The 15,965-nt window shown below is 70.6% G+C and carries 18 protein-coding genes; 11 read left to right on the top strand and 7 right to left on the bottom strand.

Going from position 1 to position 15,965, the window contains the following annotated elements; translation table 11 throughout:
* Nucleotides 1-134: 134 nt before the first annotated feature.
* Nucleotides 135-548: a GNAT family N-acetyltransferase gene (locus tag D581_RS0126760; protein ID WP_018960233.1), complete on the top strand. Its 414-nt coding sequence runs from the start codon at nt 135-137 to the stop codon at nt 546-548.
* 442 nt (nt 549-990) lie between these two features.
* Nucleotides 991-1,515, top strand: a complete 525-nt coding sequence (locus D581_RS0126755) for a hypothetical protein (protein ID WP_018960232.1) — start codon at nt 991-993, stop codon at nt 1,513-1,515.
* On the opposite strand, the gene D581_RS0126750 is transcribed toward D581_RS0126755, so the two are convergent.
* Nucleotides 1,516-2,526, bottom strand: coding sequence for a hypothetical protein (locus tag D581_RS0126750; protein ID WP_018960231.1), 1,011 nt, complete (start codon nt 2,524-2,526; stop codon nt 1,516-1,518).
* A 354-nt stretch (nt 2,527-2,880) separates the two neighbouring features.
* Entirely contained in the window at nt 2,881-3,300 is a 420-nt protein-coding gene (locus D581_RS0126745) for an ATP-binding protein (RefSeq protein ID WP_018960230.1), read from the bottom strand.
* Nucleotides 3,301-3,435: 135 nt separating this feature from the next.
* Here D581_RS0126745 and D581_RS0126740 point away from each other — a divergent pair, with 135 nt between their 5' ends.
* Together D581_RS0126740 and D581_RS0126735 are read left to right on the top strand one after the other, a co-directional pair.
* Nucleotides 3,436-4,317: a helix-turn-helix domain-containing protein gene (locus D581_RS0126740; RefSeq protein ID WP_018960229.1), complete on the top strand. Its 882-nt coding sequence runs from the start codon at nt 3,436-3,438 to the stop codon at nt 4,315-4,317.
* Nucleotides 4,314-4,505 (top strand): DUF397 domain-containing protein, encoded by a 192-nt coding sequence (locus D581_RS0126735; protein WP_018960228.1) that lies wholly within the window; start codon nt 4,314-4,316, stop codon nt 4,503-4,505. The genes D581_RS0126740 and D581_RS0126735 overlap by 4 nt, the downstream gene beginning before the upstream one ends.
* Nucleotides 4,506-4,689: 184 nt before the next feature.
* Here D581_RS0126735 and D581_RS0126725 read toward each other — a convergent pair whose 3' ends face one another.
* Nucleotides 4,690-5,502, bottom strand: coding sequence for a MerR family transcriptional regulator (locus D581_RS0126725; RefSeq protein WP_026290935.1), 813 nt, complete (start codon nt 5,500-5,502; stop codon nt 4,690-4,692).
* A complete protein-coding gene (locus D581_RS0126720) occupies nt 5,495-6,031 on the bottom strand; it encodes a VOC family protein (protein ID WP_018960225.1) in 537 nt (178 codons plus the stop codon). The genes D581_RS0126725 and D581_RS0126720 overlap by 8 nt, the downstream gene beginning before the upstream one ends.
* A 280-nt stretch (nt 6,032-6,311) precedes the next feature.
* Here D581_RS0126720 and D581_RS0126710 point away from each other — a divergent pair, with 280 nt between their 5' ends.
* The 7 genes from D581_RS0126710 to D581_RS0126680 all read left to right on the top strand — a co-directional run bounded on the left by D581_RS0126710 (nt 6,312) and on the right by D581_RS0126680 (nt 12,662).
* Nucleotides 6,312-6,698 carry a VOC family protein gene (locus tag D581_RS0126710; RefSeq protein ID WP_018960223.1) on the top strand — a complete coding sequence of 129 codons (387 nt, stop codon included), beginning with the start codon at nt 6,312-6,314 and terminating at the stop codon, nt 6,696-6,698.
* A 193-nt stretch (nt 6,699-6,891) separates the two neighbouring features.
* On the top strand, nt 6,892-7,428 hold the full coding sequence (locus D581_RS0126705; protein ID WP_018960222.1) for a hypothetical protein: 537 nt from the start codon (nt 6,892-6,894) through the stop codon (nt 7,426-7,428).
* Nucleotides 7,429-7,607: 179 nt separating this feature from the next.
* Nucleotides 7,608-8,249 (top strand): sigma-70 family RNA polymerase sigma factor, encoded by a 642-nt coding sequence (locus D581_RS1000000138700; protein WP_018960221.1) that lies wholly within the window; start codon nt 7,608-7,610, stop codon nt 8,247-8,249.
* 7 nt (nt 8,250-8,256) lie between these two features.
* Nucleotides 8,257-9,222 carry a CU044_5270 family protein gene (locus D581_RS0126695; protein WP_018960220.1) on the top strand — a complete coding sequence of 322 codons (966 nt, stop codon included), beginning with the start codon at nt 8,257-8,259 and terminating at the stop codon, nt 9,220-9,222.
* 192 nt (nt 9,223-9,414) lie between these two features.
* Nucleotides 9,415-10,410: a type I pantothenate kinase gene (gene coaA, locus D581_RS0126690; protein WP_018960219.1), complete on the top strand. Its 996-nt coding sequence runs from the start codon at nt 9,415-9,417 to the stop codon at nt 10,408-10,410.
* 38 nt (nt 10,411-10,448) lie between these two features.
* Entirely contained in the window at nt 10,449-11,414 is a 966-nt protein-coding gene (locus D581_RS0126685) for a DUF389 domain-containing protein (RefSeq protein WP_018960218.1), read from the top strand.
* Between the two features lie 144 nt (nt 11,415-11,558).
* Nucleotides 11,559-12,662, top strand: a complete 1,104-nt coding sequence (locus tag D581_RS0126680) for a PP2C family protein-serine/threonine phosphatase (RefSeq protein WP_018960217.1) — start codon at nt 11,559-11,561, stop codon at nt 12,660-12,662.
* A 241-nt stretch (nt 12,663-12,903) separates the two neighbouring features.
* Here the strand turns inward: D581_RS0126680 and glmM are convergent, their stop codons facing one another.
* The 3 genes from glmM to rplM form a co-directional block, all read right to left on the bottom strand.
* The gene (glmM, locus tag D581_RS0126675) at nt 12,904-14,262 is read right to left on the bottom strand and encodes a phosphoglucosamine mutase (RefSeq protein WP_018960216.1); all 1,359 of its coding nucleotides are present in this window, start codon (nt 14,260-14,262) and stop codon (nt 12,904-12,906) included.
* A 282-nt stretch (nt 14,263-14,544) separates the two neighbouring features.
* Complete coding sequence (rpsI, locus tag D581_RS0126670; RefSeq protein WP_018960215.1) at nt 14,545-15,081, bottom strand: 30S ribosomal protein S9; 537 nt, start codon at nt 15,079-15,081, stop codon at nt 14,545-14,547.
* 44 nt (nt 15,082-15,125) lie between these two features.
* On the bottom strand, nt 15,126-15,569 hold the full coding sequence (gene rplM, locus D581_RS0126665) for a 50S ribosomal protein L13 (RefSeq protein ID WP_018960214.1): 444 nt from the start codon (nt 15,567-15,569) through the stop codon (nt 15,126-15,128).
* Nucleotides 15,570-15,965: the final 396 nt, after the last annotated feature.

Genomic DNA, 15,965 nt, shown 5'->3' with positions numbered 1-15,965 from the left:
GGCAAGGATCCAACCGGCCCTGCCCACGGGGCCACCGGGGCCACCCCTCCAGCGGCCCTGAGGGCTGTTCCCGCGCCGCACGAGTTCATTGAGGGGCTGATCGCGGTCGTGAGGCGCGTGGCAGGCTGATCCGCATGATGATCAATGATCCGCCGCAGGACGGCAATGCGGTGTTGGTGGTGCGCCCCATGCTCACGGACGACGATCTCAACGAGTTGTTCAGTGCTTCCTGGCCGGGTCACAGGCTGACCGCCTTCGCACCGCTGCTGGCCCGCAGTCTCGCCTGGATTGCCGCGCACCAAGGGAGTCGCTTGGTCGGATTCGTCAACGTTGTCGGCGACGGCGGCGCCCACGCTTTCATCCTGGACACCACCGTGCACCCTGACGAGCGTCGGCAGGGGCTCGGGGTGCGGCTGGTCCGTGCGGCCGCCGATGAGGCGAGGACGTGTGGTGCCCAGTGGCTGCACGTCGACTACGAGCCTCACCTTGAGTCCTTCTACACACAGTGCGGGTTCCGACCGACCGCGGCGGGTCTCATACGGCTTTGATCTGTGTGCCGTCGTAGGTCCAGCGGTAGGGCTTGGCGGTGGTGGAGGCAAAACCGATTGCCTGAGCGGGGGGCAGCGCGCAGAATCTGCGCGGTGATGCTTCAACGTCGCGACCGCCACCGTCCGGACATCGCCACGCACGTTGAGGGTTCACTGTCTTGAGCTACGTCATCCGTGAGTACACGCCCACACCTAGCTCCGACTTGCCCGGCCGACCGGCGGAACCTGATCGGCCTGCTCACCCGCCTCGTGGATCATCACCGCGGCGACCACGGCTGAACGCACCCCACCGCGGGGGAACGCAGACGAACGGGGCCGACCGCACAGACCGCCCCTGCCCGCCCCACGCCGTGGTCAGCCTTTGGTGAGCGGCCCGGCGCATGCTTTCTCGAACACACGGCCCCGGCCTGCGGCCGACGGCCTCCGACTTCGGGGAGTTCTCATGCGCAGCATCGTTCTCGGCGCTCTCGGCACGGCCTGCGCGGCGGTGGTGACACTCGGCACGGTCCCTGCGGCGGCGGCCCCGGCCACCGCCCCTCCGCAGGGCTCCGGCTGGGAACCGGCCCCTTCGGCCCCCTGGGACGTCGCGGCGGGCGAGCGGTGCGCGTTCGCCATCCACGGCGAGCCGATCGTGGACGAGGTCGTACGACGCGAACTGCCGCCGCCCGCCGAGGGCGTGACGCGGAGCGCGTACAAGGGCGACCTCGTGGTCCGGGTGACGAACAAGGAGACCGGGGCGCACTACGACGCCGACGTGAGCGGCTCCGCCCTGGTCGACGTGTACGCCTCCGGGGCCCAGTACTGGCGCGTGGTGGGCCCGGTGCTGGTGGGCGTCGGGGACGGCAACCTCGCACGGGGGATGTACGTCGTCGACGGCGTCTACACGATCGGCATCAGCCCGACCGGAGCCAAGACCGTGGCGGGCCCGGTGGTCGCGACGGACAGCATCTGCGACCGCATCGACTGATCACGCGCCGAGCAGACACGGCAGGTCGTCGGCGTACGCGCGGACGTCGCGGCACTCTCCGCAGCACCCCGGCACGGACGACCGGAAGGCCCGGTCGCAGGCGTCGCAGTTCTGGAGGGGGACGACGGGCACGGCGGCGGGCGGGAGCGGCGGAAGGAGGGCGATGAGCCGGTGCCGCAGCAGCTTCGCCGGGTGCCGGAGGGGTACGGGCGGATCGTCGGTGAGCGCGCCCCGCACGGCGTCCGACCGCACGCCCCGCTCCAGCCAGGCGGCGACGCCGGGGGTGAGCCGCTCCACGTCCGCCTCGGAGAGGACGAAGAGGGGCGCGGAGACCTGGAGCCCGGCGAGAAGGCGGGCGGCCTCGTCGAACAACGCGGCGCTGGGCCTGCGGGGGAAGGGCAACGGCGGGGGCGGCGGCTTGGGCGCGGTGGGCACCGGCACGAGCCGGGGCTCGGGCTCGGGCTCGGGCTCGGGCTCGGGCTCGGATGCGGGGGCGGGTTCACGCTCCGGTGACGGTACGGAAGCGGGAGCAGGCGCAGGAGCAGGCACCACCTCCCGCACAGGCGGCTCAGGCGCGGGAGCAGGACCAGGGTCAGGGGCAGGAGCAGGGTCAGGAGCAGGGCCAGCTGCTGGAGTCCCCCCAGCCTCGGCCCCCACCCGCCGGGCCGCCGCCTCCGGATGGTTGTACGACTCCGTACGCGTGGCGACCCGCCCGCCCTGAACGCGTTCCCGGATGCGGCGCAGGAACCCGTGGTGCTCCAACTCCCGCAGCGCGGCGGCGATGCGCGACTCGCTCTCCGGGAAGATCGCGGCGAGCGCCTTGACGCCGATACGCCTCCCGGCGGGCAGCGACTGGATGTGGGTGCCGAGGCCGATGGCCAGCAGGGACATGCCCCGGTGCTGGGAGAGCCGGTTGGAGATGATCGAGAAGCCGTCGGTGAGCCGGATGTTGATGTGTACAACACCGGAGGACGGGGCGCGCGAGGGCACGCTAACCTGCTGGGTATCCATCGGGAAGCTCCTACTTCCTCGGTGGTCAGGTCCTCGATCGGGATGCCAGTCCCGGCCGGGGGCCGTCTCATGTCTGGGGTGGTGGTCAGCGTGAGCATATGCCCGCCAACAGGTCATAAATCCAGCCCGGTTGGCACACTTCACCCATGTGAGTGACGACGCGTACGCGCGCTCACGCGCCCGCGCGCCCAGGGGTAGCCACTGGACCGGTCAGGGTCGGGTTGGGTTATTTCCCCCGTACTCAAAGACACGTACTCAAAAGCTTTTACGTCGCGGGTGGCCGCGACGCGGTCCACCGCGTCGCGGCCACCCGCATCCCGGTTCACCGGGTCGCGGTTCACCGGGTCGCGGTAGTCACGATCCGGTGAGCGCCACCTCCGCCCAGACGGTCTTACGCGGGAACGGCCCGTGCTCCGTGCCCCACCGCACCGACAACGCCTCCACGAGCAACAGCCCGCGCCCGCTCTCGGAGTCGGCGACCGGGTCCCGCTTCACCGGGTCCCGGTCACCCCGGGTGTCGACGACCTCGATCCGCAGGATGTCGTCGTACACGCTGAGCAGGATCCGGAAGTCCCGCCCCGGGACGTACCCGTGCAGCGCCGCGTTGGTCGCCAGCTCGCCGATGACGAGCCCCGCGTCCTCCAGCGGCAGCCCCCAGGAGCGCAGTTGTTCGGTGGCGAGCAGGCGGGCGAGTCGGGCACCACGGCGGGTGGCGGAGAGCTGGACGGCGAACTGTCCCGTGCGAGCCCTCGGTTGGGTGATTCTTTGGTTCATGTCACTCAGAGTGTCCGGACGTATCTACTCTGAGAAGCACTGACGCGCGTACGGACAGTGACTGTCCCCGGTGTACCGGGCCCCGTCCCCGCCGTACACGTCCGGCACACGGACACGGGTGGAGGCTTCTGCCGCATGACTGACATGAACAACCAGGACCGCGAGGACCGCACGGCGCTCGACGGGGACGACGAGGACTGGGACTTCGGCCTGGAGGACGACTCCGGCGCGGTCATCGCTGCGGTCGGCCGACAGATCAAACTCTGGCGCGAGTCGGCCGGACTGCGCGCCGCCGAGCTGGGGACGGCCATCGGGTACAGCGAGAACCTGGTCTTCAAGGTCGAGGGCGGCCGGCGCATCCCGAAGCCGGAGTTCCTGGACCGGACCGATGAGGCCGTGGGCGCGGACGGCAAGATCTCGGCGATGAAGAAGGACGTGGAGGAGGCGCGGTATCCGAAGAAGGTCCGCGACCTGACGAAGCTGGAGGCGGAGGCCGTCGAACTCGGCGCGTACGCGGGGGTCGTCATCCACGGACTGCTCCAGACCGAGGAGTACGCGCGCGCTCTGTACCGCGAGCGACGGCCCGCGTACACGGAGGACAACATCGAGCGTTTGGTGGCAGCCCGGATGGCCCGACAGGTGGTCTTCGACCGACGGCCCGCGCCGCTGCTGACCTTTGTCCAGGAGGAGTCGACCCTGCGCAGGCGGACCGGAGGCAGAATGGTCCTACGCCGCCAGCTCGAACACCTGCTTGAGCTGAGTCATTTGCGGCATGTCGAGATCCAGGTCATGCCGATGGAGGCGGAGGAGCACGCGGGTCTCGGCGGTTCACACCGGATCCTTAAGCTCAAGGACGGAAAGACGGTCGGGCACAACGAGGTCCAGCTCATCAGCGGGCTGATCACCAACCCGCGCGAGGTGCAGATCCTGGAGATGCGATACAACCTGATCCGGGCGCAGGCCCTCACTCCTCGGCTGTCACGGGAATTCATCGAGAAACTGCTGGGAGAGACATGAACAGCACCGAGCTGACCTGGGTCAAGAGCAGCTACAGCACCAACGACGGCCCTGACTGCGTCGAGGTCGCCGCCGCCCCCGCCACCATCCACGTACGCGACTCCAAGCAACTCCCCACCGGCGGCCCGCACCTCGGCTTCGGCCCCGCCGCCTGGGCGGACTTCGTCACGTACGCGTCGGAGGCCTGAGCCATGTCCGTACCGCCGACCGCGCGGGTCAAGGACTTCGACCACCTCGTCCTCAACGTGGGGGGCGTCGAGCGGGCCATCGCGTTTTACTGCGGGCCGCTCGGGCTGGGGCCGTGACCGGCCCGGTGGCCGCCACGACCGACATCTGCGCGCGGATCGACTGAACGGACTGTCGGCCGACGGTCTACGGAGACCCGGGCCAGGTCGCGGTGTCGGGGTCGATGCCGTGGGCACGCGCGCCGGCGTCGATGCTGCGACGGAACCACGTGGCGAGGCCGGGGCGGACGCCGTCGTAGTGGGCGGCGAATCCCGGATCGGCCTCGTACATGCGGCCGAGACAGACCTGCATCTGTCTGGTGAGGGGGAAGTACGCGGCGAAGACCTCACGGTGCCGCTCGACGAGTTGATTCGCTTTTGGGCTGCCAGGTGTGACGCCGGCGTCCATCGCCTCCCCCAGGGCGCGGTCGAGGCCGGCGACGGCGTCGGCGACGGCCTGCCATTCCTCCGGAGTGCGGGAGGCCGAGCGTTCGGCGTACTGCCGCCATTGCGGCGTGTCCCCGTAGCGCTGACGGGCTCGGGCCGGCCCGTCCGGGTCCCACCGGGAGCCGAAGATCGCGACCTGCTGCTCGATGGTCAGCAGCAGGCCGCGCTCATGGGCGTCGATCATCCGGTCCAGTCCGACGCCGAGCCGTTGGAGGCGGTCGATCCGTTCGGCGACCTGGGTGCGCTGCGCGCGCAACGCGCCGGGCACGTCCACGGTCGAGTCGTCCAGGAGGGCCCGGATCCTGTCCAGGCCGAGACCGAGCTCACGGTAGACGACGATGCGGTGCAGGCGTTCCAGATCACCGGTGGTGTAGAGCCGGTATCCGGCAGCCGTGCGCAGCGACGGCCGCGCCAGACCGATCTCGTCCCAGTGGTGCAGCGCGCGGACCGTCACGTCCAGACGCGTCGAGACCTGACCAACGGTCAAGCCGTCGTCGTCAGCGGTATCAGGCATGCTTCCCATTGTCGCCGCGACCGTCGCCGGGCGGGGTGATCCCGATGGCTGCGAGGTTCCGCGCCTCCTGGCTGTCCGGATCGAAGGGCTTCGCGGCGGTGAAGACGACCCGTGCGTTCTCGGGGGTGATCACCTCCACATCGCGGGTGTTCCAGGGAGTGTCACGTGGGCCGTCGACCGCGTTCGGGCGCAGCGCACGGCATGCCTCGGCGAGTGCTTCGACCTGGCTGAGCACGCCCGAGAAGCTGAAGCTCATCGCCGGTGGCTGCTCCGGAACGCTCTCCGCCGAGACGAGGAGTACGTCCTGGAACGCCCACCGGCGCAGATGCACCAGCGTGCCGGGGATGCCGAACAGCTCGAAGAACCCGAGCCCACGCGTCCAGAAGTCCACCGACGCCGCGAGATCGCTCGTGGGGATCGTCACGAACGCGGGCATCGCGTAGATGCCACGGAACGGCTCCGGCGGAACCGCATCCGGGCCGGGGGTGGGCACGGGGCTCATCTCGAACGCGTTGTAGTAGTCGCTCATGAGCTCCACCTTCGAGCCTCACGCGACGTGAGGGTCAAGTCGGGGCCGTCGGTCTCTCCCTGCCCGAGACCGGTCCAACTCGCCGGACCCGGCGGAGAATCCGCACCGCGTCCTTAAACTCCAGGTCGGGAATGCACCGAGAAACCGCTGGGAGAGACATGAGCGCCACAGAGCCGATCCGGTTAAGGAGCAACTGCAGCACCATCGACGTCGACGGCCCGCACCTCGGCTTCGGCCCGGCCCCCCGGTCGGACGTCAGTCACGTCTGGGAGGCCTGACCATGCCCGTACGCGTCAAGGACTTCGACCACCTCGTCCTCAACGTGGGGGATGTCGAGCGGGCCATCGCGTTCTACTGCGGGCCGCTCGGGCTGGAGCCGGTACGGGTCGAGGAGTGGCGGGCGGGGAAGGTGCCGTTCCCCTCGGTCCGGGTCAGCCCGACCACGATCATCGACCTGCTCGACCGTCCGCGCGGCGAGTCGAACGTGGACCACATCTGCCTCGTCGTCGACCCGCTCGACTGGCAGGAGGTCATCGACTCCGGGGTGTTCACGGTGAAGGAGGGCCCGGTCCCCCGCTTCGGGGCGCGGGGCTCGGCCACCTCGGTCTACGTACTCGACCCGGACGGCAACACGGTCGAGCTGCGCTGGTATCCACAGGACGCCTGAGGCCGCACGCCTTCCGCGCCGGGCTCCCCGGGGCTCCGGGCCCGGAGTCCCGGGGAGCGCGAGCGTGGGAGCCCGGGAGCGAGCATCCCGAGGGGCGGCCGAGGGAGCGGGCATCCCGAGGGGCGGTCGAGGAGCGGGGAGCACGAGGACCCGGGATACGCTGCTGCGCCCACCCCTACCGGAGGTCGTCTCAGTGTTCCCCGCCCGGGTACTCGCCGCTGCCCCGTTGGTTCTGGTGATGCTCGCCCTGTCCGGCTGCTCTTCCCTGTGGGGCTGCACCGACACGAGTGCGAAGCGCGGTGAGGCCGGTGTCAGGGTGCAGGTCCAGGACACGTCCGGGCAGCCTCTCGGTATCACCGCCGAGGTCGTCGACTGGCGGGTGGAACCGCACCCGCAGGTGCCTTCCGGCGGTGACAGCGTCCACTTCCACTACCGCTACGACGGCGCCGACGCCGGCGGGATATCCGGCCCCGCGGTGGATGTCTGCGCCGTCGACGAGGAGCGCGTGGCCTTGGGGTGTCAGACGGTCCATTCGTCCGGGTCCTGGCCCGAGCCGGACGGTGCCCTCACGGGCGACGACTGGCTCGCGGTCGAGCGCCCCGAGCAGGTTGCCGAAGTCCTGTTGATCCCCAACGACCAGTCCTACCACCGACGGACCTGCGAGCAGGACAGCAAGGACGGCGGCGGGACGCATCCTCCGGAACCAGCCGGCAGGGGAGACCAGCTGTAGGGAGCCCAGGACGGTCGAACACGGGGCACGACGGGCACGAAGCATGGAGCGGCGGCGGCCGCCGCCCGGTCACGGGACCGGGCTTCCTGGGTGGCCCGCACCGACGAGCCGTGAACCTTTCCGGCCGCTGCGGACAACAGAGGTGACAGCCACACCGACCGACGCCCCCTGGAGGCGCAGTGACCGGACCACCTCCGGCCCGCCCCGACGAACGCGGAGACGAGGACGACGCCGACGTCATCACGCAGTCCCTCGACGAGCCCGAACTGTTCGCCGGGCTGTACGACCGGCACGCCCCGGACATCCACCGCTACGCCGCCCGCCGCCTCGGGGAGGGCGCGGCGGACGACATCACGGCGGAGACGTTCCTCATCGCGTTCCGCACACGGGGCCGCTACGACACCGCCCACCGGCTGGCCCGGCCCTGGCTGTACGGCATCGCCGCCAACCTGATCGGCAAGCACCGCCGTACCGAGGTCCGCGCGCTGAAGGCGCTGGCCCGGACCGGCCACGACCCGGTGGCCGCGTCCTGGAGCGACCGCTCGGACGACCGGCTCGCCGTCCAGGCCCCGCTGGCGGGCGCGCTGGCCTCGCTCTCCCCCGGCGACCGGCACGTCCTGCTGCTCGTCGCCTGGGCGGACCTCGGCTACCAGGAGGTGGCCGACGCGCTGCGGATACCGCTGGGCACGGTCAGATCCCGCCTGAACCGGGCCCGCCGCAAGGTCCGCGAGGCACTGAGCACCGACCCCGCGTTCACCTCGGCACTCGACACGTCGTCCCCACCCCCGTCCGGCCCGCCGCCCTCGCAGAGCAGGAGCTGAATCCGTCATGGACGAAATGACCCAGCTGCGGGAGCTGCGCGCCGACGCCCCCGTCCCCGACCGCGCCGCCCTCGCCCCCGGCCGCCAACGCCTGACCGACGCCATCGCCGGCCGGAACCGCCGGGCCCGCAGGCTGTGGGCCGACTGGCGGGTCGCCTCGCTCGGCGCGGCGGCCACGATCACCGCGGCGGCCCTGATCATCACCCAGGTCATCGACACCTCCTCGAACCCGGACACGCTGGCCTCCAACCTGGACCTGTCCGGCCCCGCGGTGACACTGAACCGGGCGGCCGACTACCTGGAGGAGAAGAAGGCCCCGCCGGAGCCACGGACCGGCCAGTGGATCTACACCGTGAACGTGACCGGGAGGCCGGAACTGGCGTCGACGGAGAACATCGCCGACCCCGACAACGGTCCCGACACGTCCTGGACCCCGTACGCGGACCCGGAGATGGAGAAGGACCCGGCGGACGACGCCTGGTCGTCCCGCGAGACCTACCGAGCGGCCGAGAGCCTTCCGGACGACCCCGCAGCCCTGCTGGCAGAGGTCCGCGCCCTCTACCCGGCGTTCGACACCGAGCGGGGACGCGAGGAGAGCAGCACCGCCCGCACCTTCCGCGGACTGAGCACCCTCATCGAGTCCTACCCGCTGTCCCCCGCCGCCCGCGCCCGCATCTACCGGGCCCTCGGCACGGTACCGGGGGTGGGCATCACCGATCACCTCGTACGGGACGCCGCAGACCGCAGAGCCATAGCCGTCACCTACGAGGAACCGGGCAGCCACGAACGCCAGGAGCTCCTTCTCTCCCCGTCCGACTACTCCTACGCCGGCACCCGTCACGTGGTGACCGAGGACCACGACCTCGAAGAACTGGGCTTCGTCACCCGGATGACGGCGGGCGATATCACCCTCGATCGCGCACGCACCGCAGCGGCGGTGGTCGACGCCCGGGGCGAGGTGCCCCAGACGTAGAGCAGCGGCTCCCCCCGGCGGGGATACCTCACGAAGCAGCCGGCGCCACCTGACACTCACGCCACACCCAAGCCGTCCACGCCACCCCACCACCCACGCCACCCACGCCACCCACGCCACCCACGCCACCCACGCCACCCACGTGACCGACCCCACCCCCCACTCCGTTCAAACTCCCGCAACAATGAACAGGTGATCACCTCACCCGCACGGAGCCCCCACCGTCGCACCGAGCACGCGCCGACCCCGTACGTCGACCTCTCGCGCGACGAGTGGAGCGCGCTGCGGGACAAGACCCCGCTGCCGCTGACCGCCGACGAGGTGGAGCGGCTGCGGGGGCTCGGGGACGTCATCGACCTGGACGAGGTGCGGGACGTCTACCTGCCGCTCTCCCGGCTGCTCAACCTGTACGTCCAGGCCACCTCCGGGCTGCGCGGCGCGCTGAACACCTTCCTCGGGGAGGCCGGGAACGGGCACGGGGCGCAGCGTGGCACCCCGTTCGTCATAGGGGTCGCGGGCAGTGTCGCCGTCGGGAAGTCCACCAGCGCCCGTATCCTCCAGGCGCTGCTGGCCCGCTGGCCCGAGCACCCGCGCGTCGAACTGGTGACCACGGACGGGTTCCTGCTCCCGATGAAGGAGCTCAAGGCACGCGGGCTGACCTCCCGCAAAGGGTTCCCGGAGTCTTACGACCGGCGCGCCCTGACCCGCTTCGTCGCCGACATCAAGGCGGGCAAGGACGAGGTGACCGCCCCCGTCTACTCGCACCTGATCTACGACATCGTCCCCGGCGAACGGCTCACCGTGCGCCGCCCGGACATCCTCATCGTCGAGGGCCTCAACGTCCTCCAGCCCGCGCTGCCCGGCAGCGACGGCCGCACCAGGGTCGGGCTCGCCGACTACTTCGACTTCAGCGTGTACGTGGACGCACGGGCCGAGGACATCGAGACCTGGTACCTGAACCGTTTCCGCAAGCTGCGCGCCACCGCGTTCCAGGACCCGTCCTCGTACTTCCGCAAGTACACCCAGGTCTCCGAGGAGGAGGCACTGGACTACGCGCGCACCATGTGGCGGACCATCAACAAGCCGAATCTGCTGGAGAACGTCGCTCCGACGCGCGGCCGTGCCACCCTGGTGCTCCGCAAGGGTCCGGACCACAAGGTCCAGAGGCTGTCCCTGCGCAAGCTCTGAGCCAGCTCCGACCGCTTCGCCATGGGGAGGCCGCCCGCGTGCTCCACCTGCGTCTGATCGTGCCCGCCGACGCCACGGACGAGGTCGTCGCCCTGCTGGAGTCGACCGTCGGCACCGCCCATCTGGTGGTCCTGCCCGGTGCCGCCCGCTCCCCCGCCGGTGACGTGGTGATGTGCGACGTGGCGCGCGAGGCCGGCGACGAGCTGATCGGTGCGCTGCGCCGGCTCGGCATCGACAGGTCCGGGTCGATCACCATGGAGAACATGGAGCTGACGCTCTCCGACCACGCCGACCGGGCGGAGGAGGAGGCCCCGGGCGACGGCGCCGACGCGGTGCTGTGGGAGGAGCTGACGGAGGCGACGCACGAGGAGTCGACGTTCTCCATCACCTACGTCTCCTTCCTCGCCCTCGCCACGATGCTCGCCGCCTGCGGCGTGATGCTCGACAACGCGGTCCTGATCGTGGGCGCGATGGCGGTCGGCCCGGAGTTCGGGCCCCTGGCCGGGATCTCCACGGCCGTGGTGCAACGCGCCCCGCGCCTGGTCGCGCGGTCGCTGTGGGCGCTGATCGGCGGGTTCGCGCTGGCGATGCTGATCACCGCGGGCTTCGCCTGGCTGATGGACGCCTTCGGCCTCTTCAACGGCGGGATGATCGACAAGCCCCGGCCCAACACCGGGTTCATCTGGCACCCGGACTGGATGTCGTTCGTGGTGGCGTTCCTCGCCGGCGTCGCCGGGACGCTCTCGCTCACCTCCGCGAAGTCCGGGGCGCTGATCGGGGTGGCGATCTCGGTGACGACCGTCCCGGCCGCCGCCAACGCGGCCGTCGCGTTCAGCTACTCCGACTACCAGCAGACCATCGGCTCCGGGCAGCAGCTGCTCGCCAACCTCGGCGGGATCATCCTCGCGGGCACGCTGACGCTGCTGCTCCAGAAGGCCCTGGGGAGGTTCCGGCGCGCGCGGAAGCCCCCGGCGAGCACACCGGGCGCCGCCGTACGGGCCTGACGGACCGGGCCGCCCTCCCCCCCTCCTCCACGGGCGCGACCCTCTCCCGCCCTCCGCCACCGACGCGACCCGCACTCCTCGGCGGCGGCGCGGCCCGCCCGCGCTGCCGGTGCGGACCCCGTGGGGGCGGTGTAGAGAGGAGGCATGTCCGAGCGCCGCACAGGACCGCGCCCCCGGTGGGCGCTGGTCGCCATCCCGATCGCGTGGATCGTCGCGGTGTCCGTGATCGATGTTCTTGCCCCGCCCGACATCCATCTCGGTCCGCTGCTCGTCGCGGCCCCGGCGATCACCCCGTCGTTCGGCGGGCCCAGGACGGTGGGCCTGGTCGCGGCGCTGGCGGTCGTCGCGCAGACGCTCATCGGGGTCATCCGCGACCCCGACGATCTGCTCTCGGCCAACCACGAGGCGCAGATCATCGCCCTGCTCCTGGTCGGCACGAGCCTGGTGGTCTTCTGCGTCCTGCGGGAACGCCGCGCGAAGGAGCTGACGCAGGTGCGGTACGTGGCCGAGGTCGCCCAGCGCGTGGTCCTGCCGCCACTGCCCGGGAGGCTCGGCCCCCTGCACGCCTCCGCCCTCTACCTCGCCGCCGAGGCCGAGGCCCGGATCGGCGGGGACCTGTACGCGGCGGCCCGGACCACCTCCGGGACCCGGCTGATCGTCGGCGACGTCCAGGGCAAGGGGATGACCGCGGTCAACGACGCGGCCCTGCTGCTCGGAGCGTTTCGCGTCGCCGCCCACCGCCGGGCGGACCTGGACGAGCTGGTGACCTACCTCGACCGGAGCGTGTGCTGGGACCTGATCGAACCGGGCGAGACGAGCCGCTACGGAGAAACGTTCATCACCGCCATCGTCCTGGACATCCCCGACCGGAACGGCCCGGTCCGGATGATCTCCTGCGGGCACCCGCCGCCGGTGATCCTGCGCGCCGGCCGGCCGACGACGATGGACGTCCGCCGCCCCGCGCCCCCACTGGGCCTGGGCGAACTGGCGCACCCCCGCTACCACGTCGACAGCTTCCGGTTCGAGCCGGGAGACCTCCTCCTGCTGTACACGGACGGCGTCACCGAGGCCCGCGACGCAACCGGCGCCTTCTACCCGCTCACCGAGCGCATCACCGGCTGGAACGAGAGCGACCCCGACGCCTTCCTCGACCGCTTCCGGCGCGACCTGCTGCGCCATGTCGGCGGACACCTGAACGACGACGCCGCCATGGTCGTCGTCACCCGACCCGCCCTCCCCCTGGCGTAACCACGCGACGACCGCCCGGCACCGCGCGCGCGAAAGCCCCCGGCGATCACGTGAACTGACGTGATCGCCGGGGGCTCCCGCAAACGCATGGATCGCCGGGGGCTCACCACAAGCGGGTGGGTCTCCGGCGCCCTCCACAAGCGGGGGCATCCCCGGGGCTCAGATGAGCGGGGGATTCCCCGGGGCTCAGCCGAACGGGTGAATCCCCGAGGCTCACCCCAAGCGGACGAATCCCCGGGGCTCAGCCCAGCGCGGACTTCACCACATCGGCCAGTCGGCCCGCGACGGCCCGCGCCTGCTCGATGTCGGCCGCCTCGACCATGACCCGCACCAGCGGCTCCGTGCCCGACTGGCGCAGCAGTACGCGCCCGGTCTCGCCCAGCTCGCGCTCCGCCTCGACGACCGCGGTGGCCAGCTCGGACGAGGTGCTGACCCGGGACTTGTCGACATCGGGGACGTTGATCAGGACCTGCGGCAGGCGCTGCATGACCCCGGCCAGCTCCGCGAGGCCGCGGCCCGTGGCGGCGACGCGGGCCGCCAGCATCAGGCCGGTCAGCGTGCCGTCGCCGGTCGTGGCGTGGTCCAGGACGATGACGTGCCCGGACTGCTCACCGCCGAGCGCGAAGCCCTCGGCCTTCATCGACTCCAGGACGTACCGGTCGCCGACCGCCGTCTGGACGAGCCGGATGCCCTCGCGCTCCATGGCCAGCTTGAAGCCGAGGTTCGACATCACGGTGCCGACAACGGTGTCCTTGCGCAGCTGACCGGCGTCCCGCATCGCGAGGGCCAGCACGGCCAGGATCTGGTCGCCGTCGACCTCCTCGCCCGCCGCGTCCACGGCGAGGCAGCGGTCGGCGTCGCCGTCGTGCGCGATGCCGAGGTCGGCCCCGTGCTCGACGACGGCGGCGCGCAGCAGCTCCAGGTGGGTGGAGCCGCAGCCGTCGTTGATGTTCAGGCCGTCCGGGTCCGCCCCGATGGTGACGACCTCGGCCCCGGCCCGCGCGAACGCCTCGGGCGAGACCCGGGCGGCGGCGCCGTGCGCCTCGTCCAGAACGACCTTGAGCCCGTCGAGCCGGTTGGGCAGGACGCCGATGAGGTGGGCGACGTACCGGTCGAAGCCCTCCGTGTAGTCGGTGACCCGGCCGACGCCGGCGCCGGTCGGGCGGCTCCACGGCTCACCGGTGCGGTGCTGCTCGTAGACCGACTCGATCCGGTCCTCCAGCTCGTCGGCGAGCTTGTGGCCGCCGCGCGCGAAGAACTTGACGCCGTTGTCGGGCATCGCGTTGTGGCTGGCGGAGAGCATCACGCCGATGTCCGCGCCGAGCGAGCCGGTCAGATACGCCACGGCGGGCGTCGGAAGGACCCCGACGCGCAGCACGTCCACACCGGCGCTGGCCAGGCCCGCCACGACGGCGGCCTCCAGGAACTCTCCGGAGGCTCGCGGGTCCCGTCCGACCACGGCGGTCGGGCGGTGGCCCGCGAAGGTGCCGGCCTCGGCGAGTACGTGCGCCGCCGCGACCGAGAGGCCGAGCGCGAGCTCGGCCGTCAGATCGGCGTTGGCGACACCGCGTACCCCGTCCGTACCGAAGAGTCGTCCCACTGGTGTCCTCCGAAGTGCTCCGAAACCACAAACAACCACTGCACAGCAAACGAAACGAACTGAGCAACCAAACAACGAAAGCAAGGAAACGGCGCAAAAACGCACGTCGGGCGGCATGACGCGACCGACCTGCCGGATGCGTGACGGCGCTCACCGGGCCGCGCTCCCGCCCGGTCCGATGAACGTCTTATGCCGTTATACGCCCGCGAGCGCCGATAAACGAACGCCCCAGCAGCACAGAGTGTGCCGCCGGGGCGAACGTGACAGTCGAGCAGGCGATATTTAGCGCTTGCTGTACTGCGGGGCCTTACGGGCCTTCTTGAGACCGGCCTTCTTGCGCTCGACCGCACGGTCGTCGCGGGAGAGGAAGCCGTTCTTCTTCAGAATGGCGCGGTTGTTGTCCACGTCCGCCTCGTTCAGCGAGCGGGCCACACCGAGGCGCAGGGCGCCGGCCTGACCGGAGACACCGCCACCCGAGATGCGGGCCACGACGTCGTAGCGACCGTCGAGCTCGAGAACCTTGAAGGGCTCGTTGACTTCCTGCTGGTGCACCTTGTTGGGGAAGTAGTCCTCAAGGGTGCGACCGTTGATCTTCCACTTGCCGGTGCCCGGGACGATCCGGACGCGGGCGATGGCGTTCTTGCGACGGCCAAGGCCGGCCGCGGGCTGCGGGTCGCCGAAGCGGCCCGCGAGCGACTCGGAGGTGTACTCACCCTCGACGGGGACCTCGGACTCGAAGGTGGTCACCTCGGCGAAGGTCTCCTCGCCCTCGGTGCCCGCCGTGTCGTCGGCGGTCGTCTCAACAGTGGTCTCGGCCACGATTCTCCTCAGATCTTTCTGTATGTCTTAGGGGGTGGCCGGTACTACTGCGCGACCTGGGTGATCTCGAACGGGACCGGCTGCTGAGCAGCGTGCGGGTGCTGGTCGCCCGCGTAGACCTTGAGCTTCGAGAGCATCTGACGGCCCAGGGTGTTCTTGGGGATCATGCCCTTGATGGCCTTCTCGACGGCCTTCTCGGGGTTCTTCGAGAGCAGCTCGTCGTAGCGCACCGAACGGAGACCGCCCGGGAAGCCCGAGTGGCGGTACGCCATCTTCTGGGTCTTCTTGTTGCCGGACAGGTGAACCTTGTCGGCGTTGATGATGATGACGAAGTCGCCCATGTCCATGTGGGGGGCGTAGATCGCCTTGTGCTTGCCTCGGAGGAGGTTCGCAGCCGTGGTGGCCAGACGGCCCAGGACGATGTCCTGAGCGTCAATGATGTGCCACTGGCGCGTGACATCGCCGGGCTTGGGGCTGTACGTACGCACTTCGCAGCCTTCGCTTCTTCAGTGGATGGGATCCAGACACACGGCACCTCTGAAGCGATATGCAGCTGGGGCTCACAATCGCCGGGGACGCTGCCCGTATGCGAGCCACTGGTAACTGCTCCAGGGAACCTACGTAAGGCCCTTCGCGTGAGAACGACGAAGCCAATACGTATAACAAACCGAGAGCCTACCGGGGACCCCCCGCACGGGTCAAAACGCCCCCGTCACACCACCCCGCCCAGCCACACCACGACGGCGCTTGAGGCAACCCTTTCCAGCCCTGCCACACCACCCCGGCCCCGCCGCACCACCCCAGCCCCGCCGGCGTTTGAGGCGACCCTTCCAGCCCCGCCGGCGCTTGAGGCGACCCTTCCAGCCCCGCCGGCGCTTGAGGCG

Source organism: Streptomyces sp. CNB091 (assembly GCF_000377965.1).
The sequence above is the reverse complement of the archived record's forward strand: the minus strand, read 5'-3'. Positions and strand labels throughout refer to the sequence as shown.